Origin of the sequence: Paenibacillus sp. TCA20 (genome assembly GCF_000732325.1) — a bacterium.
Lineage (GTDB): Bacteria > Bacillota > Bacilli > Paenibacillales > Paenibacillaceae > Paenibacillus > Paenibacillus urinalis.
In genome coordinates this window covers 481,983-507,986 of record NZ_BBIW01000002.1, presented here as the reverse complement: position 1 = coordinate 507,986, position 26,004 = coordinate 481,983, and the positions used below count along the sequence as shown (strand labels likewise).

Sequence of the window (26,004 nt, the reverse complement as noted above, 5' to 3'; positions counted from 1 at the left end):
CATGATCAAGTTAAGACTTTCCAAATCCTTGCTTATGTGCTAACATATTCAACGTAATTCTACAACTATATAGTCTTTTCACTAGGGGGGCCGCACGTGCGCGGCTGAGATGGAATGAATCGATTCCGGACTCTTTGTACCTGATCTGGGTTATACCAGCGTAGGGAAGTGGGGAACTGATATGATGCTTGAGCGCAGGCTTTGTGATTCATCAATAGAGATACGCTCTGTAGATTTCATGTATCAGTCATTGTTGCATTTTATCAATGTAAACTTAACCACTTCCATTAGGAAGTGGTTTTTTTGTTGCTGCGATGGCTTGCGGAACATACGAGGTAATCACCCGCAGGCTTGTTTTCTCAATAAGGAGGTGATCTATCATATTGAAGCCCGAATCGAAGCCCAAACTTGAACTGCATGTGATCTCTCCCTCCTCATCTCCAGCTGCCTGGATTCCCATATTCTCGACAATATGGCCCTATACGACGGCTGTACATATCCGGGATAAACGTAGCACCGAGAAGGAACTCGAACAGTTCATAGATACCCTGATCCTTCATCAGATTCCAATGAGTAAGATAGGGTTCAATCGTCAAGTGGATCTGGTATTTAAGTATGACCCAGCCATTCTCCAAATCGGGATGAAGGAGCTTCATCAGATCGAGTCCCTCAAGAGCTCTATGACAAGCCGCGGGATTACAAAGACACGTATTGGCGTATCGGTTCATTCCCTTCAGGAGGCAAAGCAGGCCGAGCACCTGGGAGCTGATTATTTAATGTACGGTCATATTTATCCTTCCTCTAGTAAGCCGGGTGCTGCTCCGAGAGGAGTCGCCTCATTACAGCAGATTTGCACGGAGGTGCATATTCCGGTCATTGCGATAGGAGGAATAAAGCCGACAGATATAGATGAACTCGTAAATGCAGGAGCATCAGGTGTTGCCGTGATATCCGGGGTGATGAATGCAGCAGATCCGCTGGGTGCAGTGCAAGAATATCATCATGCGCTATGTCGTTATGGACCGATCAAGTAAAGGAGGAGGATGGACATGCAAGATTACGATCAAACCGTGGGTACCGTTCGCAGGTCAGAGTTTATCGTGGTAGGCGGAGGGGTTATCGGCTCAGCCATTGCTTATTTTTTGGCAAGGGATGGTAAGGATGTTCTGTTGTTGGAGGGAAAGGGGATGGCATCGGGAGCTTCAGGAGCTGCTGCAGGTATGCTGGCACCGCATTTAGAATTCTTCTCAACTCCTGCGCTAAAAAATTTGGCTGAACGCAGTCTTAAGCTAATTAAGCCATTAATCAATGATTTATCCAATATAACTCCTATCGATGTCGGGCTGAATAGTACAGGTTTTGTCTCGCCGTTTATGAATGATTCCATGGAATCAATAAAAACAGGCTATCAAGAGTATTGGAATCCACTCAAGCTTAGAACTGAGATTCCCGCGATCTGTGACCAAGCGGAAGGCGCTTATTATTATCCTGATCAGCTTCAGCTGTTACCCAACCAATTCAATAGAGCTCTAATTGATGGGGCTAAGGCCAAAGGTGCACGTTATCTGGAACAACAGCCGGTGGTATCAATTGATGTCCAGAATGGAGCCGTTCATGGTGTCGAAACATCAACAGGAAGCTACACTTGTGACAACGTCATTATCGCATCAGGACTTGGACTGGGTATCCGAGGGGGGCTGTCCAGCCTGGGAATAGACCTTCCTACAGTAGCTGTCAAAGGTGAAATGATAGCCGTTTCCTTACCTGAGATCAGATTGGATTATACCCTTTATACACATGATGTTTATCTTGTTCCAAAGCCAGGGGGAGAGATATGGATTGGGGCAACGAGCCTTCCTTTTCATAACGATAAGACGGTATCTGTAAAAGGAATACTTCAACTGCTCCATGAGGGAAGTAAATGGATTCCGCAGCTTGAACATGCTGCTTATGCTCGTTGCTGGGCAGGACTCAGACCACAAACGATCGATGGATTGCCTTATATCGGACAGTATAAAGGGATTACAGGATTATACATTGCGGCAGGACATTATCGTAATGGAATTCTTCTAAGTGCAGTAACAGGAGAAATGATCAGCAGACTTGTCGCTGGTGAGAGTGAAGAAGAGCTCGGAATAACCGAATTCTCACCTATGCGAATCTTGGAGAAGGGCAGGTTGGTTCATTGAAGATAGTCATTAACGGACAATATAGGCCGGTTGACGATTCTGTTATCTCAGTCAGCGATTTAATAGATTCCCTTGAATTAGGTGTCAAAACGGTGGTGGTCGAGTGGAACGATCAAATATTAACGAAAGATCTGCATTCCACAACGAAGCTTGCAGACGGAGACAAGATCGAGATCGTTCATTTTGTGGGAGGCGGTTAATGATGTTGAATATTGGAAATTATAGCTTTGGTTCTCGGCTGTTATTAGGTACGGGTAAATTCGATGACCTGTATGTTCAGCGCAATGCGGTAGAGATCTCCGAGACGGAAGTGCTTACTTTTGCAGTACGCAGACTGAATCTGGAGAAGAAGGATGAGCCTCATTTTCTGGATCAGCTCGACTTATCCAAGTACACATTACTGCCCAATACGGCTGGAGCAAGAACAGCGGAGGAGGCTGTAAAAATAGCTAGACTAGCAAAAGCCTCTGGACTATGTGATATGATTAAGGTAGAAGTGATCGGGGATCAGACTACACTTCTTCCAGACCCGCTGGAAACATATACAGCCTGCGAAATACTGCTTGCAGAAGGATTTGTTGTACTGCCATACATTTCGGACGATGTGATGCTTGTAAAGAGGTTGCAGCTGCTGGGTGTGCATGCGATCATGCCGGGAGCGTCTCCCATCGGCTCAGGTCAAGGAATCAACAATCCGAGGGCGCTGGAGCTGATTATTGAACAAGCCGCGGTTCCTGTAATCGTCGATGCAGGTATTCGTTCTCCTCGGGATGCAGCCTATGCAATGGAGCTAGGGGCGGATGCCGTTCTGCTGAATTCAGCAGTGTCAGGAGCAGGGGACCCTGTGAAAATGGCAGAAGCGATGAAATATGCTGTATGGGCAGGAAGGAAGGCTTACGAGTCTGGAATGATCCCGGTCAAACGCTACGCATCGGCAAGCAGTCCGATGGAAGGGATGATTCATACGTGAATAGACAGGATTTGAGCACAAATGCATTAGCCATATCTGATCGTTACTCGAGACAGGAGCTGTTCGCGCCATTCGGCAAGGTAGGCCAGCAGAAGCTGAAAAATAGTCATGTGGTCGTTATTGGAGCAGGGGCACTTGGAACGGGAATTGCGGAAACGCTGGTTCGTTCAGGCGTAGGTCGTATAACGATCGCTGACCGTGACTATGTGGAGTGGAGTAATCTCCAGAGACAGCAGCTGTTCAGTGAAGCAGATGCGATGTCCCGTCTTCCCAAAGCGATTGCTGCCGAGAATCGGCTTCGCCAAATTAATTCTGAAGTGAGTATTAATGCTTATGTTATGGATGTAGGCGCAGAGGAATTAGAAGAATTGATCACAGACTCAGATTTGATTATGGATGCCACCGATAACTTCGATACCCGGCTGATCATTAATGATATTGCCCAAAAGCACAATACGCCATGGATATATGGAGGATGTGTTGGCAGCTACGGTATCACATATACCATTTTACCTGGGGAAACCCCTTGCTTGAATTGCCTGCTGGGTGAGGTCCCGCTTGGTGGAGACACATGCGACACGGCAGGAATTCTTCCACAAGCGGTCCAGATGGTCACTGCGAATCAGACAGCAGAGGCATTCAAGCTCCTTACCGGAAATTATGAAGCGCTGAGGAGAAAGCTGCTCTCTTTTGACATGTGGCGCAATGAATATACCACGATTGGTGTCGATCTGGCGAAGAATCCGAACTGCCTCTCCTGCGGGCATGAGAGAACATATCCTTATCTAAGTGCAGCAAATACCGATCGAACCGATGTGTTGTGTGGGAGGGATACGGTACAGATCAGGCCTGCACGCAGAAGAGAGCTTAACCTGCAAGAAACGGCCGATCGTTTGCGCGCGCTCCATCAAGGTAAGGTTGAGGTGAATCCTTTTCTCGTCTCTTTTCATCTCAAAGCAGCAGTCCGACTGGTCATATTCAAGGATGGAAGAGCGCTGGTTCATGGAACGAAGGATGTAGCGGAAGCGCGAACGATTTATCATCGATATTTTGGCTGACCCAATATAGCTGTATAAGAACAAAAAATCCATTCCGAATCGAATGGATTTTTGTTGTTGTGTTTAGTCCTTGCTCTGTATGACGAGCAGAATGCCTTCCTTAATGGTAATCGTACCTGCTGAGCTTACAATTTGATTGCTGATCCCGAGCGAATCTCCTATGGACAGAACTGCGTCCGACAGAGGGTACATAAAGCCATCCAGATCGATTCCGCGAACCTCAGTCGTTAGAGGGATAAGTGATATATAGTCATATTCATTCTTATGTAAAGTAATACGAGAATCCGTTGCAGTAATCAGGTTGTTACGGTTTATAATGCTGCAGCGTATACCGTGCTTCAGGGTTTTGGATAAGATCTGTATATTCGCCAGCGTGTGATCGAGTCTCGAGCCTGTTGCGCCAAAAATAACAATTTCGGCTGGATGAAATGAGTAGGCATATTTTAGAGCAAGCTCTGTGTCAGACAGGTCCTTGTCAATGGGATCACACCTGACGACTTGGTGACTGTATTCTTCAATGCGCTTATATTGCTCCTCCGATACCGAATCAAAATCTCCAACTGCAATCGTAGGCTTGAGCTGCTGATGGACTAAATACCAAGCGCCGTAATCGGCACCGATTAAAATGTCGTCTGCATTCAGCTTCTCGATATATTCCTCATGAAGATCTCCTCCTGTAAAGATGGCAACTCTTGTGTTCGGCATCTGGCCACTTCCTTACTTCTTGATGTTCTTTTTCATTTGAGTATAGTCCACAAATAAAGGTTGCACAAATGGATCGCCCTTGACTACAATGGAACAAGTGTTGAATATGACTTAATGAGTGAGGTATAGATCGTAAGTGGAAATGAATGTGTTTGAGATCTTTAGTATTATAGGTACGATTGCTTTTGCCATGTCCGGTGCGTTCGTTGCTATGGAAGAAGACTATGATATATTAGGTGTCGTCGTTCTCGGAATGGTTACGGCATTCGGCGGCGGAGTTATACGAAATATATTGATTGGTGTTCCCGTTACTACATTGTGGAGTCAAGGCACGTTTATTATGCTGGCATTGTTCTCGATAGCAATCGCATTTATTCTGCCAAACTCATGGATCGGGCATTGGAAGAAGACAGAAATGTTCTTTGACGCGATAGGCTTATCGGCTTTTGCCATTCAAGGCGGACTCTATGCTGCCGAGATGAATCATCCGATCAGTGCCGTGATTGTAGCTGCGGTATTAACAGGGATTGGCGGCGGAATTATTAGAGATTTGCTGGCTGGACGCAAGCCACTGGTGCTCAGAGATGAAATATATGCAGTGTGGGCCATTCTGGCAGGGCTGATGATCGGACTTCATATTGCAGATGATACAGTAAGCTTACTGATTTTGTTTGGTGCGGTTGTCTTCTTCCGCATGCTGTCTGTTCACTATCGATGGAGACTACCGAAGCGTACGCTGCAGACGGTTGAGAATGAAGCTCCGGTTACACCAAGCAAGCAGCAGACTTTGAATAAATAATATATTTGTTGATATAGCGTGTAAGAAGGGAAGGGTGCAAGAGATGGTTCGAGTATTATTTGTTTGTTTAGGCAACATTTGCAGATCACCGATGGCGGAAGCTATTTTTCGTCATAAAGTGAATGAGAGGCATTTGGAGCAACACATTCTGGTGGATTCTGCAGGGACAGGGGATTGGCATATCGGAAAGCCTCCTCACGAAGGGACACAGAAGATTTTGAATCTGCATTCGGTTAGTTTTGAAGGAATGACGGCAAGACAGGTTACAGACAGCGACTTCGGTTCCTTTGATTATATTGTGTGCATGGATAACTCGAATGAGCGCAACGTCCGTAATTTACCCGGTGCAGAACAAGCCAACATATTAAAATTCATGGATCTGCTTCCTGATGAACCGCATAGAGAGGTGCCGGATCCATACTACACGGGTAATTTTGATGAGGTGCATAGACTGATCGATTTGGGCAGCGATGTGCTGCTGGATAGAATTACGAAAGAAAAGTTGAAATAATAATAGACCGGCTCAAGCAGAGCCGGTTTTTTTGTGTCATAAATTGGTGTATGATAGATGCTGGATGTAAACGTTAACAATGATCACGTAAAAAGGGGGGGAAGAAGAGTCACTTGAGCCGGATCTGTTATAGAACAGCTGTTGTGAACTACCTCATCCCCACACCTGTAGTGAATGTATTATTGTTTATCGAGGAAGTATTCAAGCGCGTCTGGAAGCTCATTTTGCCAGAAGCCCCACTGATGACGGCCGTCTTTTTCAGCGTACTTCACTTTAGCTCCACGCTCTTCTAACAAGTCACGAGTATCCTGATTCATCTCTACAAAGTTGAAGATGCCATGATCCGTCTCGAAGCTGTTCTCTTGCAGTCCCACAATCATCCACACGCTCAGCCATGACAGGTCGGAGGACTGTGCGTACAGTTCTTGGGATTCGGGGTAATAAGCACCGGACAAGCTGATAACCTTGCTGAACATATCTGAATACATAAGCGCAATGTGAAGGGAGACACTGCCGCCGAGAGAGTCCCCGGCAAGAATTCTTTCCTCTTTTGTACGACGGACCGGATATTTTTGTTCGATATAGGGAATGATTTCTTTCGCAAAGGCAGAAGTGTAAGCCTCAAATTGTTCTCCAAAAGGCGCATACTCCTGAGTGCGGGTTTTTACGTCGACTTCAACGCCAACAATGATAAAAGGCTCTACACCTTCATCTAAAATTAAACGATTGGCGGTAGTAGCTATGCGGCCGAAGTTGAAGAACTCCTCACCGTCCTGACAGTAGACGACAGGATAGCTTAATACTTCATTGTAGCCCGGCGGAAGGTAGATCCGGAGATTTCTTGTTGCGTTTAAGAACCGGCTTTCAATCTCATCCTTCAGGATGGTTCGTTTCAAATAGCGAGAATCCGTCATAAATCGTCACCTTTCTTCGTCTATGTTTTGCATTCGTTTTAACAATAAGATAAGATTAACCCTAGTTGCTCGGCTAGTACAAGCAACAGGTTTTTTCCACAACTGTTATACTAATTCATAACAACTGTTATACATACAAACAAAAGAAAAACTTAAAAAAATCAACGTTTATCTTTGACGTATGTGACAAAACAGGTGTATAATAATTCTATAACAGCGGAACTTGATATTCAAATTTTTTGTTGAGGTGAAGAAAAAAATGAGCAAGGTTCCTTATGAAGTTTATACAGAGGATGTAGAGGCTCTCTCCGTATTGTCTCCTGACGGTGAAATCGTTAACAAAGACAAAATGCCTGAGCTGTCCGATGATCAATTGAAAGAAATTATGTACCGTATGGTATTTACTCGTACTTGGGACGATCGCGCAGTTAATCTGGGCCGCCAAGGACGTCTTGGATTCTACGCTCCAGTATCCGGTCAAGAAGCTTCCATGATCGGCAGTGAGTTTGCCATTGAGAAAGAAGATTACGTAGTACCTGGTTACCGTGATATTCCACAGCTTGTATGGCATGGTCTTCCGCTGTATCAAGCCTTCTTGTATTCCCGTGGACATCAACATGGTGGTCAAATTCCTGACGGCGTAAACGTAATGATGCCGCAAATCATCATCGGTGCTCAAATCTTGCACGCGATGGGTATTGCTATGGGCTTTAAATTGAAGAACCAAAAGAACGTTGCGATCACTTACACAGGTGACGGCGGTTCTTCCGAAGGTGACTTCTACGAAGGTCTGAACTATGCAGGTCGTTTCAAACTGCCGGTTATTTTCTTCGTACAAAACAATGGCTATGCCATTACAACACCTTTCTCCAAACAAACTGCAGCTCTGTCTATTGCTCATAAAGCAGTAGCAGCTGGTATCAAAGGCATCAAAGTTGACGGAATGGACGTATTCGCAGTAATCACCGCTGTTAGAGAAGCTGCTGAACGTGCTCGCAATGGAGAAGGCGCTACTTTGATTGAAGCAGTAACTTACCGCTACCGTCCGCATTCCCTGTCTGACGATGCTTCTAAATATCGTACTAAAGACGAGGAAGGCGAGTGGAACGAGAAAGATCCAATCAATCGTCTTGCTAAATATCTGGAGAAAAAAGGTCTCTGGACTGAAGAAGATACAGCTCGCGTGAAAGATGAAGCGAAAGCGAAAGTGAACGACGAGATCAAACGCGCTGAGAAAACAGAAAAAATGACAATCCCTGGCTTGATTGACAGCATGTTCGAGCATACTCCAAAACATTTGGAAGAGCAAAAAGCTGATTTTCAATAAATCTTTGGTGTAAGTAACTGTTCCACTGAATGGAACTCATATAGGCACGAACTGTTAAATGTTTAAGGAGGATATGAAGCAATGGCACAAATGAACATGAAAGAAGCAATCCGCGACGCCATGCGCGTCGAGCTTAAACGTGATCCGAATGTCCTAGTTTTCGGTGAAGACGTGGGTAATGTCGGCGGTGTATTCCGTGCGACGGAAGGTTTGCAAAAAGAATTCGGCGAAGAGCGCGTATTTGATACACCACTTGCAGAGTCCGCTATCGGTGGTCTGGCAGTAGGTCTTGGTGTGACTGGCTTCCGTCCAGTTGCAGAGATTCAATTCGTAGGTTTTATATTTGAAGCACTTGACCAAATGGCGGTTCAAGCTGCACGTATGCGTTACCGCTCCGGCGGCCGTTACAACTCCCCGATCGTGTTCCGTACACCTTTCGGCGGCGGCGTAAAAGCAGCTGAGCTTCATACAGATTCCCTCGAAGGTTTGCTCACGCAAACACCGGGTATTAAAGTAGTAGTTCCTTCTAACCCTTACGATGCAAAAGGTCTTCTGATTGCGTCGATCCGTGATAACGATCCCGTATTCTTCATGGAGCACTTGAACCTGTACCATGCTTTCCGTGCAGAAGTTCCAGAAGAAGATTACACCGTGGAGCTTGGTAAAGCGAACGTGGTACGTGAAGGTTCTGACGTAACGATTATCGCTTACGGCATGATGGTTCACACTTCTGTTAAAGCTGCAGAAGAACTCGAAAAAACGAAAGGAATCAAGGCAGAAGTTATCGATCTTCGTACGATCAGCCCGATCGACATCGATACCATTCTTGAGTCCGTTAAGAAAACAAACCGCGCTATCGTGGTTCAAGAAGCTCAAAAGAGCTCCGGCGTAGCAGCTGAAGTCATTGCCCAAATCAATGAAAAAGCGATCCTGCACCTGGAAGCACCCGTACTTCGCGTTGCTGCTCCTGACACGGTTTATGCATTCGCACAAATTGAGGACTCTTGGCTCCCAACTCCTAATCGTGTAATTGATGCGGTTAACAAAGTACTCGAATTCTAATAAATAGAATGAACGATGGACGAATCGTTTGTCCTAAAACAGCATAAGGAGCTGAAGTTTCAGCTCCTTATGTACAGTTCTTCTATGTAGTCATCTAAAGTAGGAGGTAATACAAGTGGCAAAATTTAATTACAAGTTCCCTGAGCTCGGTGAAGGTCTTCACGAAGGCGAAATCATCAAAATGCACATCAAACCAGGTGATAAAGTTACTGACGACGATATCATCATGGAAGTACAAAATGACAAGGCTGTCGTAGAAGTTCCTTGTCCAGTAAACGGTACTGTACAAGAAGTATTCGCTAAAGACGGCGACATCTTCACAGTGGGTGCTGTTGTTGCTGTCATTGATGCAGAAGGCGACATTCCTGAACAAGAGGAAGAAGAGCAAGCATCTCAAGAAGCTGACGCAGCTAAAGGCGGAGCAGATACAACTTCTTCCCCAGCAGCAAGCAGCCCAAGCGAAGCCAAAGAAGGCGGAGAGAAAGAAGTTTCTTCTGCACCTGCAAAAGAAGTTCTCGCAACTCCTAGCGTTCGCAAATTTGCTCGTGAGCAAGGCGTTAACATCGCTGAAGTTACAGGTACTGGCAACAACGGTAAAGTAACAAAAGAAGATGTTGAAGCATTCAAGAACGGCGGCGGTCAAGCAGCTTCTGCACCAGCAGCATCTACAGCTGAAGAAACAAAAGAAGCAGCTAGCGCACCGGCAGCAGCAGCGAATGCTCGTGCTGAAGAAGAGCGTGTACCATTCAAAGGTATCCGCAAAGCAATCTCTAATGCGATGGTTAAATCTGCATACACTGCACCGCACGTTACCATCATGGACGAAGTAGATGTAACTGAGCTGGTTGCCTTCCGTACTCGTATGAAGCCGATCGCTGAGAAAAAAGGCACTAAAGTGACTTACTTGCCATTCATCGTCAAAGCACTTATTGCAGCGACTCGCGAGTTCCCTGTAATGAACGCAATGATCGACGAGCAAGCAAACGAAATTGTTTACAAAAAATACTACAACATCGGTATCGCTACAGATACAGACAACGGTCTGATCGTACCTGTTATCCATGATGCAGATCGTAAGAGCATCTGGATGATCGCTGACAGCATCCGTGATCTTGCTTCCCGCGGCCGTGATGGCAAACTGTCCCCTAACGAAATGAAGGGCAGCACCATCTCTATTACAAACATCGGTTCTGCAGGCGGTATGTTCTTCACTCCGATCATCAACTTCCCTGAAGTTGCAATCCTTGGAACTGGACGTATCAGTGAAAAAGCGGTTGTTAAAGACGGTCAAGTAGTGGCAGCTCCAGTTATGGCTCTGTCCCTAAGCTTCGACCACCGTATTATCGATGGTGCAACAGCTCAAAACTTTATGAACTACATTAAATCCCTGCTCGCTAATCCCGAGCTGCTGGTAATGGAGGTATAAAAACATGGTAGTAGGAGACGCTTCTCTCGATATTGATACTCTAGTCATTGGTGCTGGCCCTGGTGGTTATGTTGCTGCAATTCGTGCGGCACAGCTTGGACAAAAAGTGCTTATCGTTGACAAATCCGAGCTTGGCGGTGTGTGTCTGAACCGCGGTTGTATTCCTTCTAAAGCTTTGATCTCTGCAGCACATGCATTTGAAAATGCAAAACATGCAGATCAATTCGGTGTAACTGCTGAGAATGTCAAAGTTGACTTTACAAAAACGCAAGAATTCAAAAACGGCGTTGTTAAAAAGATGACTGGCGGCGTAAGCTCCCTTCTTAAAGGCAACAAAGTTGAAATATTCAACGGCGAGTGCATGTTCATTAACGAAAACGAAGCGCGTGTATTCAACGATCATGAATCTCCGCGTTACCGTTTCAAAAATGCAATTATCGCAACAGGTTCCCGTCCAATCGAACTGAAGCCATTCCCGTTTGGCGGACGCATTCTGTCCTCAACAGAAGCTCTGAACCTGCAAGAAGTACCTGGAAGCATGATCGTTATCGGCGGCGGCTACATTGGTGCTGAGCTTGGTCAAATGTACTCCAAATTCGGAACGAAAGTAACCATTATCGAAGGTATGGATACAGTGCTTCCTGGATTTGACAAAGACATGACTACGCTTGTTGCGAAGAACATGAAGAAAACGGGCATCGAAATCGTAACGAATGCAAAAGCAGAAAGCGCTGAGCAAACGGATAAAGATGTTACTGTTAAGTACAGCGTAAACGGCGAAAGCAAAGAAGTTACAGCTGACTACCTGCTCGTAACTGTAGGACGTCGTCCTAATACAGATGGTGAGCTTGGTCTGGATCTGATCGGTGTTGAAACAGACGAGCGCGGTTTCGTTAAAGTTGACAACCAAGGTCGTACGAACCATAAGCACATCTTCGCAATCGGCGACATCGTTGCAGGTCTTGCACTTGCACACAAAGCTTCTTACGAAGGTAAAGTAGCAGCAGAAGTTATCGCAGGAATGCCGTCTGTTGTTGATTATAAAGTAATGCCAGCTGTTGTGTTCACTGATCCTGAGTGCTCCAGCGTGGGTTACACGGAAAAAGAAGCAAAAGAGAAAGGATACAAAGTTAAATCCGGTAAATTCTCTTATGCAGGTAACGGTCGTGCCGTTTCCCTTGGACATCCTGAAGGCTTCGTGAAGCTGGTTGCTGACGAAGAAACAGGTCTTGTACTGGGCGGACAAATCGTTGGTCTGGAAGCTTCGAACCTGATTGCTGAAATCGGTCTTGCTATTGAGATGGGTGCTACGCTTGAGGATATTTCCTTGACGATCCACGCGCATCCAACACTCGGTGAAATCGTTATGGAAGCATCTGAAGTGGTACTGGGTCATCCAATCCACACAATGGTACGTTAATTAGTTACATTGAGTTTCAATCATTAAACAGCATGCATTGATTTGGAGGCAAGAGAGCGGTAACTCGTTCTCTTTGCCTCTTTTTTTCTGCTGACTGACCTGGTTTCACATGGTAAACTGTTATAATAGTCAATCCCATTCATAATACCTTTATGGAATGGTTACTTAAGAAAGGGGCAAGGATTGCTGTGAAAGACTATCAAGAGCTGCTTAGAGATATTTTAGAGCATGGAGTCAAAAAGGAAGATCGCACCGGAACAGGTACAATCTCTGTATTTGGACGTCAACTTCGGTTTGACCTGTCGAAGGGATTTCCGCTTGTTACAACCAAGCGTATTCATCTTAAATCCGTCATACATGAGCTGCTATGGTTTATAAGCGGCGATACGAATATCCGTTATCTTAAAGAAAATGGGGTCCGTATCTGGGATGAATGGGCCGATGAGAATGGAGATTTGGGACCTGTATATGGTTCACAATGGAGAGCCTGGGAGACTCCAGATGGACAGTTTATTGACCAGATTGCGAATGTCATTGATTCAATTAAAAATAATCCGGATTCGAGAAGACATATCGTCAGTGCCTGGAACGTAGCCGAGATTGAGCACATGAAGCTGCCACCGTGCCATTTTGTGTTCCAATTCTATGTAGCCGGGGGCAAGCTGTCCTGCATGTTAACGATGCGCTCGGTGGATACCTTCCTGGGACTGCCGTTTAATATTGCAAGCTATGCACTTCTAACACATATGGTCGCACAGCAATGTGATCTTGAAGTTGGCGACTTCGTATGGTCAGGTGGAGATGTTCATATCTATTTGAACCATTTGGAGCAAGTGAACACTCAGCTGGCACGTGAGCCGTACCCATTGCCGAAGCTGGTTATTAAACGCAAGCCCGATTCTATTTTCGATTATAAATATGAAGATTTTGAGTTTGAGAATTATGAGCATCATCCGGCGATTAAGGCGCAGGTGTCTGTGTGATTAAAATAGGAGGTGTACCATGGGGATTACGATGATATGGGCCATGAGCGCGAATGGTGTAATTGGCAAGGACAATGGCATGCCTTGGCGGCTTCCGAAAGATATGGATTTCTTCAAATCCCAGACGACTGGGCACCCCATCATCATGGGCCGTAAAACCTGGGATTCCCTCAGGGGCAGAGCACTGCCTAATCGCAGAAATATCGTGCTTACTCGACAAGAGCTAGAGCTGCCAGGTGCAGAGGTGATTCATTCGGTTATTGAGGGTGTTGAGCTCGCAAAAGAAGAGGAATTGTTCGTCATTGGCGGTGCCAAGGTATATGAGGAATTTCTTCCCTATGCGGATCGACTCATCGTCACCCGGATCCATGAAACAATGGATGGGGACACCTACATATCCGATATTAATTGGGATGAGTGGGATTTGACAGAGGAGATTCACGGTGAAAAAGATGAGAAAAATCCATATGAGTTCACGTTCCAATTTTACAGAAAAAAAGTGTAAACACTTTAAGTGACATGTTTGTACAAACACTTTTTATGAAAACCCTGATAAATAAAATCGATCATAAGTTGACGCGATTTGTGATGAATAATACAAATTATTGTGCGCATAGTCCATTTAACATCAGGATTTGCGGGTGCTACTATAGTTGAAATATAGATTTAGGTGAGTTTCTGAATGTTGTACTATGATGTGGATATAAGCCGCTTGTACATCAAGATTTAAAATTCGTGATTCGGATAAGTACAAATTGTGCTTTTTTGTGATACAATAGTCAAAAACTCTACACGAACTGTCAACTATATCGCTATTGTTCGGATTTTATAGGATAGCCCGTATCGTTGATGCAGATGAGAATGGATGGGGGAAATTGTAACATGTCTACACCTACAGGATTTATGGAGTATAAAAGACAGCTGCCGGCTGACAGACCTCCCGAAGAGCGGATCAAGGACTGGGAGGAATTCCACAAGCACATGTCAGAAGAAGAACTCCGTACTCAAGGTGCACGATGCATGGATTGCGGAACACCTTACTGTCACACCGGAATCGATATGATCGGGGGAACTTCAGGCTGCCCGGTGCATAACCTGATCCCCGAATGGAACAATCTTGTTTACCGTGGTCTCTGGAAGGAAGCGCTTGACCGTTTGCATAAGACGAACAATTTCCCTGAGTTTACGGGTCGTGTGTGCCCTGCCCCTTGCGAAGGTTCTTGTACCGTGGGCTTGATTGGTCAGCCTGTAACGATCAAGACGATAGAGGAAGCTATTATTGAAAAAGGATTTGAGGAAGGCTGGGTCGTTCCTAATCCGCCTGAAAAACGGACGGGCAAACGTGTAGCGGTCGTTGGATCAGGTCCTGCCGGACTTGCAGCAGCTGCGCAGCTGAACAAAGCCGGACATTTCGTGACCGTCTATGAGCGTGCCGATCGTGTGGGTGGACTGCTGACTTATGGTATTCCTAGCATGAAACTGGACAAAGGTGTCGTAGAACGCCGTGTGAATCTGTTAAAACAAGAAGGTATTACGTTCATTACGAATACGGAGATTGGTAAGGACATCTCTTCCCAGGAGCTGACGGAGCAGTATGATGCCGTTGTATTGTGCGGAGGAGCGACGAAGCCGCGTGAGTTTAATATTGAAGGTAGCGAGCTTAACGGAGTACATTATGCAATGGACTTCCTCAATGGAACGATCAAGAGCTACCTGGATTCCAATCTTGCCGACGGAAACTATATTTCTGCGGAAGGCAAGAAGGTCATCGTCATTGGCGGCGGGGACACGGGATCTGACTGCGTTGCCACTTCACTGCGTCATGGCGCCAAAAGCGTAACACAGTTCGGTACACATGATAAGGCACCGCTTGAACGTGATCCGATTACGAATCCATGGCCGCAATTCCCTAACGTGTACACCCTTGATTATGCACAAGAAGAAGCAAAAGCCGTGTTTGGCAACGATCCGCGTGAGTTCTCTATCATGACGACCAAATTTGTTGGTGACGAGAAGGGCAACCTGAAGGAACTGCATACGGTACAAATTCAGCGTATCGTTGATGAAACAGGACGCAAAATCTACCAGCCGATTGAAGGCACAGAGCGTGTCTTTGAAGCCGATCTCGCTTTTATTGCCATCGGTTTTGATGGACCGGAACAAACGATTCCGCAGCAGCTTGGACTTGAAACAACTCGGCGTTCGAACGTCAAAGCCCGCTATGGCAAATATACGACGAATGTCGATAAAGTATTTGCAGCAGGTGATATGAGACGTGGACAAAGTCTTGTCGTATGGGCAATTAACGAGGGACGCGAAGCCGCTCGTGAGGTGGATAAGTACCTGATGGGCTCTACCGTTCTTGTATAATTTATAATTTCGTACCCGTGCTACCGGTATTATCTTCAATATCATATCAGCCCCTATGAAACTTTCCTAAGTTCATAGGGGCTTTTGCTTCCTTCCTTTAACTTGATGTTCTCGTTTTTTGAAAGTAGTTCAGCTGTATGTATAGTGGAGGGAACGAAATGGGGCTGAGGGAGCGAAGCGTGCGCTTTTGCCCGCTGATTTTATACCTATTGTATATTGAATTATAAAAATCAGCGGGCAATTGGCGTCCAGCAGACCCATTCGTTCACGGAACGGCGCGATACAGCAAAAATGCTTGAAACTTACGAAACATCAAGTTTTCTGCTATAATGAGGGTACTTAGAAGCAAGGAGCTTCCGTCAAAATATGAGGGAAGCTCCTTTTTGGCTCGTACAGGGCTAAAATAGGGAGGAACGGACGGATGAAGACGCTCATTATCGCGGAAAAGCCCGACATGGGACGAACGATAGCAGCCGTGGTGGAACCGCGTGCCAAAAACAACCGAACGTATCTGGAGGGAGAAAGGTACATCATTACTTGGGCGATTGGCCATTTGCTGGGACTGGCTCAGCCGGAGGCATATGACTCCAAGTACAAGAGATGGAGTATTGATGATCTGCCCATCATACCCGATCGATTCAAGATTGTACCGAATCCGAAGACGAAGGATCAGCTCAAAACCATTGGGGAGCTCGCGCGAAAGGCGAATCTGATCATCAATGCGTGTGATGCAGGGCGTGAGGGTCAGTATATATTCGACCTCATCCAGCAGCAGCTTAAGCTGAGCCAGCCTGTTAAGCGGCTGTGGATTTCGGATTTGACAGCTGAGAGCATTAAACGCGGCTTCGACCAGCTGCATGACGCGTCGGATTTCTATCATTTGACGGAAGCGGCAAGAGCACGGAGCGAGGCAGATTGGCTGATTGGAATGAATGCATCGAGAGCCTTTACCACTAGACATAATGCCCTTCTGTCTGTCGGCAGAGTACAAACGCCTGTCCTTGCCCTTATTTATGACCGGGAGAAGGAAATTGAAGCCTTTGATTCTCTGACCTACTATGAAGTCGCAGCCACCTTCAAGCAGGAGAAGACGGAGTATCGAGGTGTGTGGCAAGGCGATCGGCTGACGTCCAGTGATGTCGCCCAGAATATAGCGGACAAGGTCAAAGGCAAGCAGGGACGCATCGCCAAATACGATGTGAAGAATACGAAGGAATACCCGTTTAAGCTGTATGACCTGACGCTATTGCAGCGAGAGGCCAACGCCAAGTTTGGTTTTCCTGCCAAAAAAACATTGGATATTGCTCAGGCACTGTATGAGAAGCACAAGGTTATTTCTTACCCGCGGACGAATTCGAATTATGTGACCGAGCAAAATATTGATGGCATGCAGAAGACTCTACAGCTGCTGAAAAATGGACCTTACGCCGAGCTGGCGGAAGGGGCGAATCCTTCATTTGTGCACAAAGGTAATCGAAGTGTCTGCAATCCACAGCGCGTCGAGGATCATCACGCCATCTTGCCCACACTCAAGAAAGCGGGCTCTTTAAGTAAAGACGAGAATCAGATCTATGATCTGATCGTGCGCCGTTTTCTATCTCATTTCTATCCGCCGGCGGAGTACAAGCAGCATACTGTTTTTACGGAAGTGGAAAAAGAGACCTTCAAAACAAATGTGAAGGAGCTGCTGTCCTTAGGCTGGAAGGTTGTTCTGCCACCAGAGGATTCCGCTGCCAAGAAGCGCCGAAGCAAGAAAGACGGGGATGATGAGGAGCAGGAGGAGCATACGTCTGAGCCTTTCCATCTGAACAGCGAGCAGCCGGTCTCATGCAAGAAGAGCGAAATGAAAGAGAAGCAGACTCAGCCGCCGAAGAGCTACACGGAAGGAACTCTGTTGAAAGCGATGGAAAGTGCAGGAAAGCAGATTGAGAATGATGAGCTTAGAGATGCGATGAAGGACGCAGGCCTTGGAACTCCAGCGACAAGAGCAGCGACTATTGAACGGCTTAAGCAGGTTGGTTACATCCAGCTGACGGGCAAGAAGATGACGATAACACAAAAAGGCCGCACCGCTATAGAGTTAATTCGTAGTGCGGGAGTCGATCTGCTCGCTTCTCCGGAAATGACAGGACAATGGGAGCGCAGGCTGAATCAAATATCCAAGGGTGAAGCTGCACAGGACAAGTTCATGGACAATGTTAAACGGTTCACGATCTCCATCATTGAGAAGGTCCGTGTACAGCAGCCTGCAGCGAAGGATGCTTTTGGAGATGAGGATATGAATAAGAGAGGCAGAGGAGGCCGCAGCGCTAAGGGCACCAAGCGAGGGACAAGAGTGTCAGCATCAGCTGGTTCGAGTAAATCGTCTGCGTCGAATACTTCCTCTATATCTAAAGGAAGTTCAGCTTCCCGAGTATCGACAGCATCATCTGCCACAGGTTCCCTTGCTGCGTCAACCCGTACATCGGGGTCTGCCAAGACTTCTAGTAGGCGTACCGCACTCGGCAGCTGCCCGCGTCCGGGCTGCGGCGGGACAATCATTGAAGGCCGTAAAGGATATGGCTGCAGTCATTTCAAGCAAGGCTGCGGATTTGTCATATGGAAGGATTTTGCGGGCAAACAAATCTCCGAGAAGATGCTTGAGTCGTTGCTGTCCAAAGGCAAGACACAGCTGTTGTCATTTAAGACAAGTACAGGAGCTGTCAATAAAGCGAGAATTGTCCTGGCCGATGAAGCAACAGGGAAGCTGACACTAGAGCGTGAGTAGTTGCAGTTGATCCCGACTCAAACGAGCATATAACCCACATAAAAAGAACTGTCTCACACCCCAAGAAAGCGAACTTAAGGGGAGTGGACAGTTCTTTTGTAAATTACACCTAATTTTGTAGACCTGATAAGTATCCTTGGATTACATCAGGAACATCGACCAGCTTCTTGATCGTGTATAAGGAATAATTGTCCGGCTTGTTCAGCTGAATTACGTTATATTGCCATTCCACGTCCTGCTCGATGTAGATTGCGTGAATTCCTGCAGAAATCGCGGGCTCAATATCCGTACGCAGCGAGTTGCCAATCATCCAGGTGACGGAGCGGTCAAAATTCCCCTTCGAAATGATGGCTTCGAGTGCTTCAATATTTTTGTGCTTCGTAATATAGATTCGATCATCAAAGTACTCGCCAAGCTTCATTTGGTCGATTTTGCGCTGCTGGATCATATGCTCTCCACCTGTATACAGATGGAGCGTATGACCCTGGTCACGAAGCAGCTCCAGCGTTTCTACCATGCCAGGATAAGCTTCGACCTCCTGCTCGTATACGCTCATACCTAGCTTTTGGAGCTGGGCCTGTTCATCCTGGTCGATGGCTCTGTGAACTTTTTTGGAGAAAAATACGTATGTATCAATCAGGGATTGCGGGAAGTGCTGGGAGGCAAAGCCGAAAATGTTAACCCCGGACACATCGATCTCAATTTGCTTCGATCTCACTTCATCAATTGTAATGTTGTAATCGCAAAACCATTCCTGCATGAGTTCGTAAAACGCACCGAGCGTTAAATTGAAGTATTTGTTGCAGTGTATGAGTGTATCGTCAAGATCAAATATAATCTGCTGCGGTACGTAGGATTTCATTATTTTCACTCCTTGCTGTTCTAACGTTGTCATATTTGAATGTAAGCTTCCAGATACATGTTAAGCTCCGATAGTCCATCCGTTCTCAGGCTATATTTTTCACTTTGATCCTCACCTAAGTGGGTTTGCAGCAAGCCGGATACACGCAGAGCCATAAGATGGGGACGAAGAAATTCTTCGGACTGACTGAGCTCACTGGACATCTGTTTAATGGATTTAGGCTGATTAGATATATAACGAAGCAAGCGTAATCTCTCAGGATCAGAAATGGCTTCGGTTAGTCTCAGCAGGCTGACAGGCGGTTCATCATCACGCTCTTCAGGCACATCAACCGGATACTGAATTAATAGCATACCTTCGTAGAAGCAATACATATTAATCGGTCTGTTATGAACGGTTGGAAACAATATAATTTTTTTTAACCCCGGAATGTCTTCTACGATAAGGCCTGCTGTTGCATAGTCCACCAGTCGGTCAGGACTCATCTTCGTCAATAGCAGTTCTTTCTCGGAGCTGTCTTCCTCTATAAGCTTTCGGTATTCGGGAAGAAGCGATTGATAATAATGCTTGTCCCATAGCTGAAGCAGAGGGATGTAATGATCCCGTATTCGGGAAGCCTGCTCAACCGTCAGATCTGGAAGCAAGGGACGGACCATTTGAAAGAGCTCCTCAATAGGCCTGCCCGCCATTTCTTCAAGGAATGGCTGTACCTCGCTCGTCTGCTCCCGCAGTGCCGTCCATGCAAACAGCACATCATAATCGCTGAAAGGCCAAGCAGCAGCAGCTCTAATGGATTCCCGTACATCCAAGCTTAATGTGCTGTCTATGTTCTCAATCCATTCTGGACCGAGATCAAGACTGCGAACCCATCTTCTTGTTACATAAACCATAAAGCTGTTCAGCAGCTCATAAATGGGAGAAACGTCAACTTTCACCTGATAACTCATCTGTATAAACAGACCTCCTATCACAGGTATCAGCTTATCTTTTACGAAAAGTAAGCGTTCATTTCATTATCGCTTGTATTTGGGCGTATTGTCCACTATAATGTTGAATACTTTGTAACCCGTTTCCTCAGCCGGAGGGCTATAATAGAGGACAGTGACAGGTCGTCAGCGATGACGATTTTTCTTTTTGTTCAAGTGAAAGGTAGGTTCGCATTGAAGAAGGGAATACACCAAGAAGGATCATCACGGCATTTTTTGATCTTAATCGCAATTATTATTGTAGCAGGCTTAAGTCAAGGTTTATTATTACCCGTTCTTTCCATATTTATTGAGAAGATGGGCGTATCCTCAAGTGTGAACGGCATGAATGCCGCAGTCATGTATGTCGGTTCTTTTGCAATGACTTTGGTTGCAGAACGAATTCTGGGTGCAGTCGGCTTTAAGAAACTGATTGTTGCAGGACTTATTGTAGTCATGATCCCGTTAATTTTATTTCCGGTTTTCCCGGATCTGCGGTTATGGTTTCTGCTTCGGTTCCTCGTCGGAATTGGAGACAGCGCATTACACTATGCAACACAGCTGTGGGTTCTGCTGGTGACGCCTCCGGGCTCAAGAGGAAGAAATATATCGATTTACGGAATGTCATACGGTATCGGATTTAGTCTTGGACCACTAGGTATTAAATTGCTGGATTACAATCAAATGCTGCCGTTCGTCATATTGTTTCTAATCATGCTTGTTGTGCTGTTCCTTGCACTACGACTGCCGGATACACGCCCGGAGAAAATGAGTACGACGCAGCAGGTCAAGGGGCGGTACAGAATAGGCTTCATGCTTGCGTGGTATGCACTCCTGCCAGCCTTCCTGTACGGTTATATGGAGTCGGGAATGAACAGTAACTTCCCAATATATGGGCTTCGAATCGGATTCTCTGAGAATGACATTTCAACGCTCCTGCCCTTTGTAGGGATTGGCGGACTGCTGCTGCAGCTCCCGTTAGGTGCACTTAGTGACAAATACGGGCGTAAAAAGATACTGATGATCAGCGGAATATTAGGAGGTTTATTCTTTCTAATGATTCCAATGGTCGGTACTCATTTTTGGTATACCTTGATTCTACTTACACTTGCCGGTGGGCTTGTGGGCTCCTTCTTCTCACTGGGGCTCGCATATGCTGCTGATATTCTTCCGAAGCAGCTGCTTCCATCTGCAAATGTTGTCGCTTCTTTTCAATTTAATATAGGAAGCATCTTAGGGCCGAATCTAGGAGGTATCATGCTGGGGCTCGGTGCTCCGGGTGCCATGTTCTGGCTTCTTGGCGGCTGTTACCTGGTATTTGGAATAGCAGGCTTCTTTTTTCGATCGAAACAGGGATCAAAAACAAATCTAATCTGAGGAATGTTTGTTCTCATATGGTAAATCGACTCTTTTTCCAATAAACTAAGAATATACAATCTACGGATAAGAGGAGTTAAAGCGTAAATGATCAGAGTAGAGAATCTAGCAAAAAGCGTAGGTGCGGACAAGCTTCCGGTGCTTCGTGAGATAAGCTTTGACATGCAGCAAGGGGAATTTATCGGGATTGTGGGCGGCAGCGGCAGCGGTAAGAGCACGCTTCTTCGTTGTTTGGCCCTGAAGGAGCAATGGGATAAAGGAAAATTTACGGTACATGGTACGGATATCTTCGGTGCTGGTTATGCTGGTAAAAAGCAGATTAAGCGCGAATGGGCCTATTTGGAGCAGAATCCAGAGCTGTTCACGAATAAGACGGTGCTCAAGAATGTACTTATTGGTCGTTCAGGGCAAACGCCTTGGTGGAGAATGGTGACCGGGATGGTACGTTCGGATGATTATATGGGAGCCATGGACATTATTGAGAGTGTGGGCTTGCTAGATAAAGCCCATATGAAGGCTGGACAGCTTAGCGGCGGAGAGCGGCAGCGTGTGGCGATCGCAAGAGCACTGACTCATGGCGCCAAGGTTATTTTGGCGGATGAGCCTGTTATTGGACTCGATCCGAAGTCAGCAGACAGTGTGCTTGAGAACTTTAAGAAGCTGTGCTCGGAAGAGAATGTTACTGTGATTGCCGTACTTCCTATCGAGCTAGCGGAACGTCATGCGGCAAGGATATGGGGGCTATCTGAAGGAAAAATTGCCTTTGATATCCGGGGCCGGCGTCTGACCATGCACGAAAAAAACAAGATTTAACGAGTGAAAAGAGTGATCAGGTGTTAAATGCACAACATATAAAAAGGATATTTCATGCAGTGCTGCTGTTTGCCGTACTTATGCTGCTTACTGCCTGCGCGAACGGACTTGATTCTTTCAACGATCCCAAGTCGCTTATGAAAACGCCGCAGCTGACATCGGAGCGGGAGAATCTGCTCAGCGTTATTCAGGGGGAATTACCTGAAGGCTCTACGATTACACAGCCAAGAGAGATGTCTAACAAGATTATTCAGAAAGACTTGAATAATGACGGAGTGATGGAGGCCGTCGTCTTCTATGACACACCGGATGAAGAAGTGAAAATCCATGGGATGGTGCTTGAGAAGCGAGGGGTGACCTGGGTTAAGAAATTAACCTTTGATGGTCTTGGATCGGTCCTCAATTCATTCCGGCTGCAAGACATCACAGGAGATGACGATCTGGAAATTATCGCCGGCTTCTCGAACAGTGTGGAACAGAATGCCCAGAACTGGCTTGCATCCTATAGTTATAATGGCAGCACCCTTCAAAAGATACTGGAAATGCCTTATTCCAAGTATGTCATTGTAGATGAGTCCCGCAATCCAATGGATATGAATGGGGACGGCATTAATGATCTGACGATCATGAATATATTGCCGACAAGCGGTCAAGGAACCGTAACGGTCTATCAATATATAGATGAAGTGTTCGAACCGATTGACAAGCTGACAATCGAAACTCGCATGAGGGACTTCTACAACGTATCGGCGGGTAAAATCTCACCGAATCATACAGGTATTTTACTTGATATCGGTCTAGATGCATCCAATTCCTACACAGATGTTGTGTATATGGAGAACAACCAGCTTGTTGAGGCTTATAAAGGAATAGATATCACCTTCAAGCCGCGAAAAATCGTGAGTGAAGATATTAACAACGATGGAATTGTTGAATTTGGACTGCTCGAAATTCCGCCAGGCTGGGAGATGTTTGTCGACAGCGAGAAGCTCTACTTCTATTCCTTCTATCAGTGGAACGGGAAGGATGACATGACCTTTGTTATGCAGCAGTACCGTGATGATCAGGATCGGTTTTATTTCAACCTTAAGCCGGAGCAGCACGGAAATGTTACACTGGATACGAAATCGGTCAAGGATAAATATCTTCGCTTCAAGCTGATCGATACGGATGAGACTGTAGCAGAGATCAAATTCTTCTCACTTGATGAGTGGGAGAAAGTAAAAGATGAATGGAAACAGATTGTCCGGTCGAGCAATCAGGTCATCGGATATCGTTTACCAAAACAGGCAGGTGTAACGGAACCGGATAATATCCCGCAAGAGATGGAACAGGAAGGAATGAGTGATTAAATGAGTAAAGTATTGATTATGGAAGACGAGGAATCGATCCGCAGTTTTATCGTGTTGAACTTGAAGCGTAATGGCTTTGAAGTGCTTGAAGCAGGAGACGGTATGGAGGCAATGAGAATTATCAACTCTGTAAATGATATCGATATTGCTCTTCTTGACGTCATGGTTCCTGGAATAGATGGGTTTGAAGTCTGCCGCCGAATTCGGGAAACAAACGAGCGCATCGGGATTATCTTCTTGACAGCTAAGGTGCAGGAGCAAGATAAAGTCTATGCGTTATCGGTTGGAGCGGATGATCATGTCAGCAAGCCATTTAGCCCTACTGAGCTTATTGCACGCATTCAGTCGCTGCTCCGGAGAGTGAACGTTCACCGTGAAACAGCTGCCAAGGTTACATTTGAATCAGGACCGTTCTCCTTAGATCTTATTTCCAAGCTGTTCAAAAGAAACGGTCAAGCGATTGAACTTACACCGACCGAATTTTCACTGGTGCAATTCTTCCTGGAGAAAGAAAATACACCGCTGAGCCGTGATGTGCTTCTTGATCATGTCTGGGGCAAAGAATATATGGGAGATCCCAAAATCGTGGACGTGAACATTCGTCGTCTGCGTCAAAAAATTGAAGACAACCCTTCAGAGCCGGAATACTTGCAAACGGTTTGGGGGCATGGCTACAAGTGGAAGGGTAGAGCTCAATGATGAAAGGCATACGCAGGCAAATAGTTCTGCAATATTTTATTCTCGTTCTGCTTGCGCTATTGCTGATCGAATCTATTTTCCTGGTTGCGATGCAGAAATATTATTATGACAGTATCTATAATTACATTGAATCCAATTCGAAAAATGTAATCCGATACTATAATTCTTCATTTATAGACAGCAGCAATGAAAGCTCGTTTATATCCAATCTGATGTACTATCTCAAGCTGGACAATACCTCTCTAGAAATATTGGATACAGAAGGAAATGTGCTTGCCTTGTCCTCGGGCTTTGAGTCCGACCGAACTATTCAGACGAGTGATATACCTCAGGCGCTGAAGGGCAGCACAGGACGCTGGATCGGGAAAGACTCGGTAACAGGGGAGTCCGTAATGGCGGTGTCGACGAAGATTGATTATGGTAATGACAATGTGTACATCGCCCGTTACGTAACAAGCATGGAGCGTGTCAATGAAGCACTGATCGATATCCTTATTTGGTCCAGTCTGATTGTCGTTGGTGTCCTCGTTCTTGTCTTCACGATAAGTATTGGGCTCGCTAATTCTATTGTAAGGCCCATCAACATCATTACTGGAGTCTCCGCTGAAATGGCGAAGGGCCGGTTCGATGTCCGGATCGAAGGGGATTACAAGTATGAGATTGGAGAGCTGGCCTCAACGCTGAATTATATGGCTCAGGAAATTGTGCGCAGCAACCAGGTCAAGGATGATTTTATTTCGTCGATCTCTCATGAGCTGAGGACCCCGCTTACCAGCATTAAAGGCTGGAATGAAACGCTTGAATCCGGAGGTTATGATCCAGATGAGACGCGGATGGGTCTAAAGATTATATCGAACGAAACGAATCGATTAATCGGGCTGGTAGAGGAGCTGTTAGATTTCTCTAAGCTGCAGCAAAACGAAATGAAAATGGTTAAAGGGTCAGTTAGTGTACGTGAAGTCATGCAGGAAGTGATGCTGAATGTATGGGCAAAGGCAGAGCAGAAGCAAATCCAGCTTAAGCTGGACGCTGAGGAAGAGGAATATCTTATTTTGGGCGATGGCAATCGTTTGAAGCAGGTATTTCTTAATGTCATTGACAATGCAATCAAGTTCTCTCACATGAATTCGTGGATCTACATTACACTTCAGCGCGAAGATGAATTCATCATCGTGTCGGTTCAGGATACGGGGATCGGGATCAGTGAAGAGCATTTGGCAAAAGTAAAAGACCGCTTCTATCAAGTGGATCACCAGCATGGTGGTACGGGCCTTGGACTTGCTATCAGCCAGCAGCTCATTGAGCTTCATGGGGGCATCATGAGCATGCAGAGTGAACTCGGCAATGGCACGACAGTTACGGTTCGCTTGCCTGCCTTGAAGGAAGAGCCTCATGAGGAGCAGGATCAGCAAGGAACCATTGAAGCATAATGGGT

At 46.0% G+C, this 26,004-nt stretch carries 24 protein-coding genes and 1 riboswitch; of the genes, 20 read left to right on the top strand and 4 right to left on the bottom strand.

What is annotated here, in order from left to right:
* The first annotated feature begins 73 nt into the window (after nt 1-73).
* Nucleotides 74-184, top strand: a riboswitch (TPP riboswitch).
* 199 nt (nt 185-383) lie between these two features.
* The 5 genes from TCA2_RS05935 to TCA2_RS05915 are packed head-to-tail and all read left to right on the top strand — an operon-like array spanning nt 384 to nt 4,217.
* Complete coding sequence (locus TCA2_RS05935; protein WP_047910625.1) at nt 384-1,034, top strand: thiamine phosphate synthase; 651 nt, start codon at nt 384-386, stop codon at nt 1,032-1,034.
* A gap of 15 nt (nt 1,035-1,049) precedes the next feature.
* The gene (thiO, locus tag TCA2_RS05930; protein ID WP_047910624.1) at nt 1,050-2,189 is read left to right on the top strand and encodes a glycine oxidase ThiO; all 1,140 of its coding nucleotides are present in this window, start codon (nt 1,050-1,052) and stop codon (nt 2,187-2,189) included.
* Nucleotides 2,186-2,389 carry a sulfur carrier protein ThiS gene (thiS, locus tag TCA2_RS05925; RefSeq protein WP_047910623.1) on the top strand — a complete coding sequence of 68 codons (204 nt, stop codon included), beginning with the start codon at nt 2,186-2,188 and terminating at the stop codon, nt 2,387-2,389. The genes thiO and thiS overlap by 4 nt, the downstream gene beginning before the upstream one ends.
* Nucleotides 2,390-2,391: 2 nt before the next feature.
* Nucleotides 2,392-3,159, top strand: coding sequence for a thiazole synthase (locus TCA2_RS05920; RefSeq protein ID WP_047910622.1), 768 nt, complete (start codon nt 2,392-2,394; stop codon nt 3,157-3,159).
* Nucleotides 3,156-4,217 (top strand): thiazole biosynthesis adenylyltransferase ThiF, encoded by a 1,062-nt coding sequence (locus tag TCA2_RS05915; RefSeq protein WP_047910621.1) that lies wholly within the window; start codon nt 3,156-3,158, stop codon nt 4,215-4,217. Before TCA2_RS05920 ends, TCA2_RS05915 begins: the two co-directional genes overlap by 4 nt.
* A 63-nt stretch (nt 4,218-4,280) precedes the next feature.
* Here TCA2_RS05915 and TCA2_RS05910 read toward each other — a convergent pair whose 3' ends face one another.
* A complete protein-coding gene (locus TCA2_RS05910) occupies nt 4,281-4,922 on the bottom strand; it encodes a thiamine diphosphokinase (RefSeq protein ID WP_047910620.1) in 642 nt (213 codons plus the stop codon).
* A gap of 142 nt (nt 4,923-5,064) precedes the next feature.
* Between TCA2_RS05910 and TCA2_RS05905 the strand changes: the two genes are divergently transcribed.
* Both TCA2_RS05905 and TCA2_RS05900 read left to right on the top strand, forming a co-directional pair.
* Nucleotides 5,065-5,721, top strand: coding sequence for a trimeric intracellular cation channel family protein (locus TCA2_RS05905; RefSeq protein WP_047910750.1), 657 nt, complete (start codon nt 5,065-5,067; stop codon nt 5,719-5,721).
* Between the two features lie 43 nt (nt 5,722-5,764).
* Nucleotides 5,765-6,232, top strand: a complete 468-nt coding sequence (locus TCA2_RS05900; protein ID WP_047910619.1) for a low molecular weight protein-tyrosine-phosphatase — start codon at nt 5,765-5,767, stop codon at nt 6,230-6,232.
* Between the two features lie 179 nt (nt 6,233-6,411).
* Here the strand turns inward: TCA2_RS05900 and TCA2_RS05895 are convergent, their stop codons facing one another.
* The gene (locus TCA2_RS05895) at nt 6,412-7,146 is read right to left on the bottom strand and encodes an esterase family protein (RefSeq protein WP_047910618.1); all 735 of its coding nucleotides are present in this window, start codon (nt 7,144-7,146) and stop codon (nt 6,412-6,414) included.
* A 259-nt stretch (nt 7,147-7,405) separates the two neighbouring features.
* Here TCA2_RS05895 and pdhA point away from each other — a divergent pair, with 259 nt between their 5' ends.
* The 8 genes from pdhA (at nt 7,406) to TCA2_RS05855 (ending at nt 18,501) form a co-directional block, all read left to right on the top strand.
* Nucleotides 7,406-8,473 carry a pyruvate dehydrogenase (acetyl-transferring) E1 component subunit alpha gene (gene pdhA / locus TCA2_RS05890; RefSeq protein WP_047910617.1) on the top strand — a complete coding sequence of 356 codons (1,068 nt, stop codon included), beginning with the start codon at nt 7,406-7,408 and terminating at the stop codon, nt 8,471-8,473.
* Nucleotides 8,474-8,554: 81 nt separating this feature from the next.
* Nucleotides 8,555-9,535, top strand: coding sequence for an alpha-ketoacid dehydrogenase subunit beta (locus TCA2_RS05885; RefSeq protein ID WP_047910616.1), 981 nt, complete (start codon nt 8,555-8,557; stop codon nt 9,533-9,535).
* Nucleotides 9,536-9,650: 115 nt separating this feature from the next.
* Nucleotides 9,651-10,961 (top strand): dihydrolipoamide acetyltransferase family protein, encoded by a 1,311-nt coding sequence (locus TCA2_RS05880; RefSeq protein ID WP_047910615.1) that lies wholly within the window; start codon nt 9,651-9,653, stop codon nt 10,959-10,961.
* Between the two features lie 4 nt (nt 10,962-10,965).
* Nucleotides 10,966-12,381, top strand: coding sequence for a dihydrolipoyl dehydrogenase (gene lpdA, locus TCA2_RS05875; protein ID WP_047910614.1), 1,416 nt, complete (start codon nt 10,966-10,968; stop codon nt 12,379-12,381).
* A gap of 188 nt (nt 12,382-12,569) precedes the next feature.
* Nucleotides 12,570-13,364 carry a thymidylate synthase gene (locus tag TCA2_RS05870; RefSeq protein ID WP_047910613.1) on the top strand — a complete coding sequence of 265 codons (795 nt, stop codon included), beginning with the start codon at nt 12,570-12,572 and terminating at the stop codon, nt 13,362-13,364.
* 19 nt (nt 13,365-13,383) lie between these two features.
* Nucleotides 13,384-13,869, top strand: coding sequence for a dihydrofolate reductase (locus tag TCA2_RS05865; protein ID WP_047910612.1), 486 nt, complete (start codon nt 13,384-13,386; stop codon nt 13,867-13,869).
* Nucleotides 13,870-14,246: 377 nt separating this feature from the next.
* On the top strand, nt 14,247-15,734 hold the full coding sequence (locus TCA2_RS05860) for a glutamate synthase subunit beta (protein WP_047910611.1): 1,488 nt from the start codon (nt 14,247-14,249) through the stop codon (nt 15,732-15,734).
* Nucleotides 15,735-16,155: 421 nt separating this feature from the next.
* Nucleotides 16,156-18,501, top strand: coding sequence for a type IA DNA topoisomerase (locus tag TCA2_RS05855; protein WP_047910610.1), 2,346 nt, complete (start codon nt 16,156-16,158; stop codon nt 18,499-18,501).
* Between the two features lie 109 nt (nt 18,502-18,610).
* On the opposite strand, the gene TCA2_RS05850 is transcribed toward TCA2_RS05855, so the two are convergent.
* The gene (locus tag TCA2_RS05850; protein WP_047910609.1) at nt 18,611-19,363 is read right to left on the bottom strand and encodes an HAD family hydrolase; all 753 of its coding nucleotides are present in this window, start codon (nt 19,361-19,363) and stop codon (nt 18,611-18,613) included.
* A 29-nt stretch (nt 19,364-19,392) separates the two neighbouring features.
* Entirely contained in the window at nt 19,393-20,310 is a 918-nt protein-coding gene (locus tag TCA2_RS05845; RefSeq protein WP_047910608.1) for an ArsR family transcriptional regulator, read from the bottom strand.
* A 213-nt stretch (nt 20,311-20,523) separates the two neighbouring features.
* Here TCA2_RS05845 and TCA2_RS05840 point away from each other — a divergent pair, with 213 nt between their 5' ends.
* The 5 genes from TCA2_RS05840 (at nt 20,524) to TCA2_RS05820 (ending at nt 25,999) form a co-directional block, all read left to right on the top strand.
* Complete coding sequence (locus tag TCA2_RS05840) at nt 20,524-21,705, top strand: MFS transporter (RefSeq protein ID WP_238546301.1); 1,182 nt, start codon at nt 20,524-20,526, stop codon at nt 21,703-21,705.
* A gap of 87 nt (nt 21,706-21,792) precedes the next feature.
* Nucleotides 21,793-22,518 carry a phosphonate ABC transporter ATP-binding protein gene (locus TCA2_RS05835; protein WP_047910607.1) on the top strand — a complete coding sequence of 242 codons (726 nt, stop codon included), beginning with the start codon at nt 21,793-21,795 and terminating at the stop codon, nt 22,516-22,518.
* 20 nt (nt 22,519-22,538) lie between these two features.
* A complete protein-coding gene (locus tag TCA2_RS05830; RefSeq protein WP_047910606.1) occupies nt 22,539-23,870 on the top strand; it encodes a hypothetical protein in 1,332 nt (443 codons plus the stop codon).
* The gene (locus tag TCA2_RS05825; RefSeq protein ID WP_047910605.1) at nt 23,871-24,569 is read left to right on the top strand and encodes a response regulator transcription factor; all 699 of its coding nucleotides are present in this window, start codon (nt 23,871-23,873) and stop codon (nt 24,567-24,569) included.
* Nucleotides 24,566-25,999, top strand: a complete 1,434-nt coding sequence (locus TCA2_RS05820; RefSeq protein WP_047910604.1) for a HAMP domain-containing sensor histidine kinase — start codon at nt 24,566-24,568, stop codon at nt 25,997-25,999. The genes TCA2_RS05825 and TCA2_RS05820 overlap by 4 nt, the downstream gene beginning before the upstream one ends.
* The last annotated feature ends 5 nt before the right edge of the window (nt 26,000-26,004 follow it).

What these genes read in the sequence shown, in the direction of transcription:
- thiO (WP_047910624.1), top strand. Translation starts at nt 1,050, where the DNA reads ATGCAAGATTACGATCAAACCGTGGGTACCGTTCGCAGGTCAGAGTTT.
- TCA2_RS05920 (WP_047910622.1), top strand. Translation starts at nt 2,392, where the DNA reads ATGTTGAATATTGGAAATTATAGCTTTGGTTCTCGGCTGTTATTAGGT.
- TCA2_RS05910 (WP_047910620.1), bottom strand. Translation starts at nt 4,922, where the DNA reads ATGCCGAACACAAGAGTTGCCATCTTTACAGGAGGAGATCTTCATGAG.
- TCA2_RS05905 (WP_047910750.1), top strand. Translation starts at nt 5,065, where the DNA reads ATGAATGTGTTTGAGATCTTTAGTATTATAGGTACGATTGCTTTTGCC.
- TCA2_RS05900 (WP_047910619.1), top strand. Translation starts at nt 5,765, where the DNA reads ATGGTTCGAGTATTATTTGTTTGTTTAGGCAACATTTGCAGATCACCG.
- TCA2_RS05895 (WP_047910618.1), bottom strand. Translation starts at nt 7,146, where the DNA reads ATGACGGATTCTCGCTATTTGAAACGAACCATCCTGAAGGATGAGATT.
- pdhA (WP_047910617.1), top strand. Translation starts at nt 7,406, where the DNA reads ATGAGCAAGGTTCCTTATGAAGTTTATACAGAGGATGTAGAGGCTCTC.
- TCA2_RS05885 (WP_047910616.1), top strand. Translation starts at nt 8,555, where the DNA reads ATGGCACAAATGAACATGAAAGAAGCAATCCGCGACGCCATGCGCGTC.
- lpdA (WP_047910614.1), top strand. Translation starts at nt 10,966, where the DNA reads ATGGTAGTAGGAGACGCTTCTCTCGATATTGATACTCTAGTCATTGGT.
- TCA2_RS05865 (WP_047910612.1), top strand. Translation starts at nt 13,384, where the DNA reads ATGGGGATTACGATGATATGGGCCATGAGCGCGAATGGTGTAATTGGC.
- TCA2_RS05860 (WP_047910611.1), top strand. Translation starts at nt 14,247, where the DNA reads ATGTCTACACCTACAGGATTTATGGAGTATAAAAGACAGCTGCCGGCT.
- TCA2_RS05855 (WP_047910610.1), top strand. Translation starts at nt 16,156, where the DNA reads ATGAAGACGCTCATTATCGCGGAAAAGCCCGACATGGGACGAACGATA.
- TCA2_RS05850 (WP_047910609.1), bottom strand. Translation starts at nt 19,363, where the DNA reads ATGAAATCCTACGTACCGCAGCAGATTATATTTGATCTTGACGATACA.
- TCA2_RS05845 (WP_047910608.1), bottom strand. Translation starts at nt 20,310, where the DNA reads ATGAGTTATCAGGTGAAAGTTGACGTTTCTCCCATTTATGAGCTGCTG.
- TCA2_RS05835 (WP_047910607.1), top strand. Translation starts at nt 21,793, where the DNA reads ATGATCAGAGTAGAGAATCTAGCAAAAAGCGTAGGTGCGGACAAGCTT.
- TCA2_RS05825 (WP_047910605.1), top strand. Translation starts at nt 23,871, where the DNA reads ATGAGTAAAGTATTGATTATGGAAGACGAGGAATCGATCCGCAGTTTT.
- TCA2_RS05820 (WP_047910604.1), top strand. Translation starts at nt 24,566, where the DNA reads ATGATGAAAGGCATACGCAGGCAAATAGTTCTGCAATATTTTATTCTC.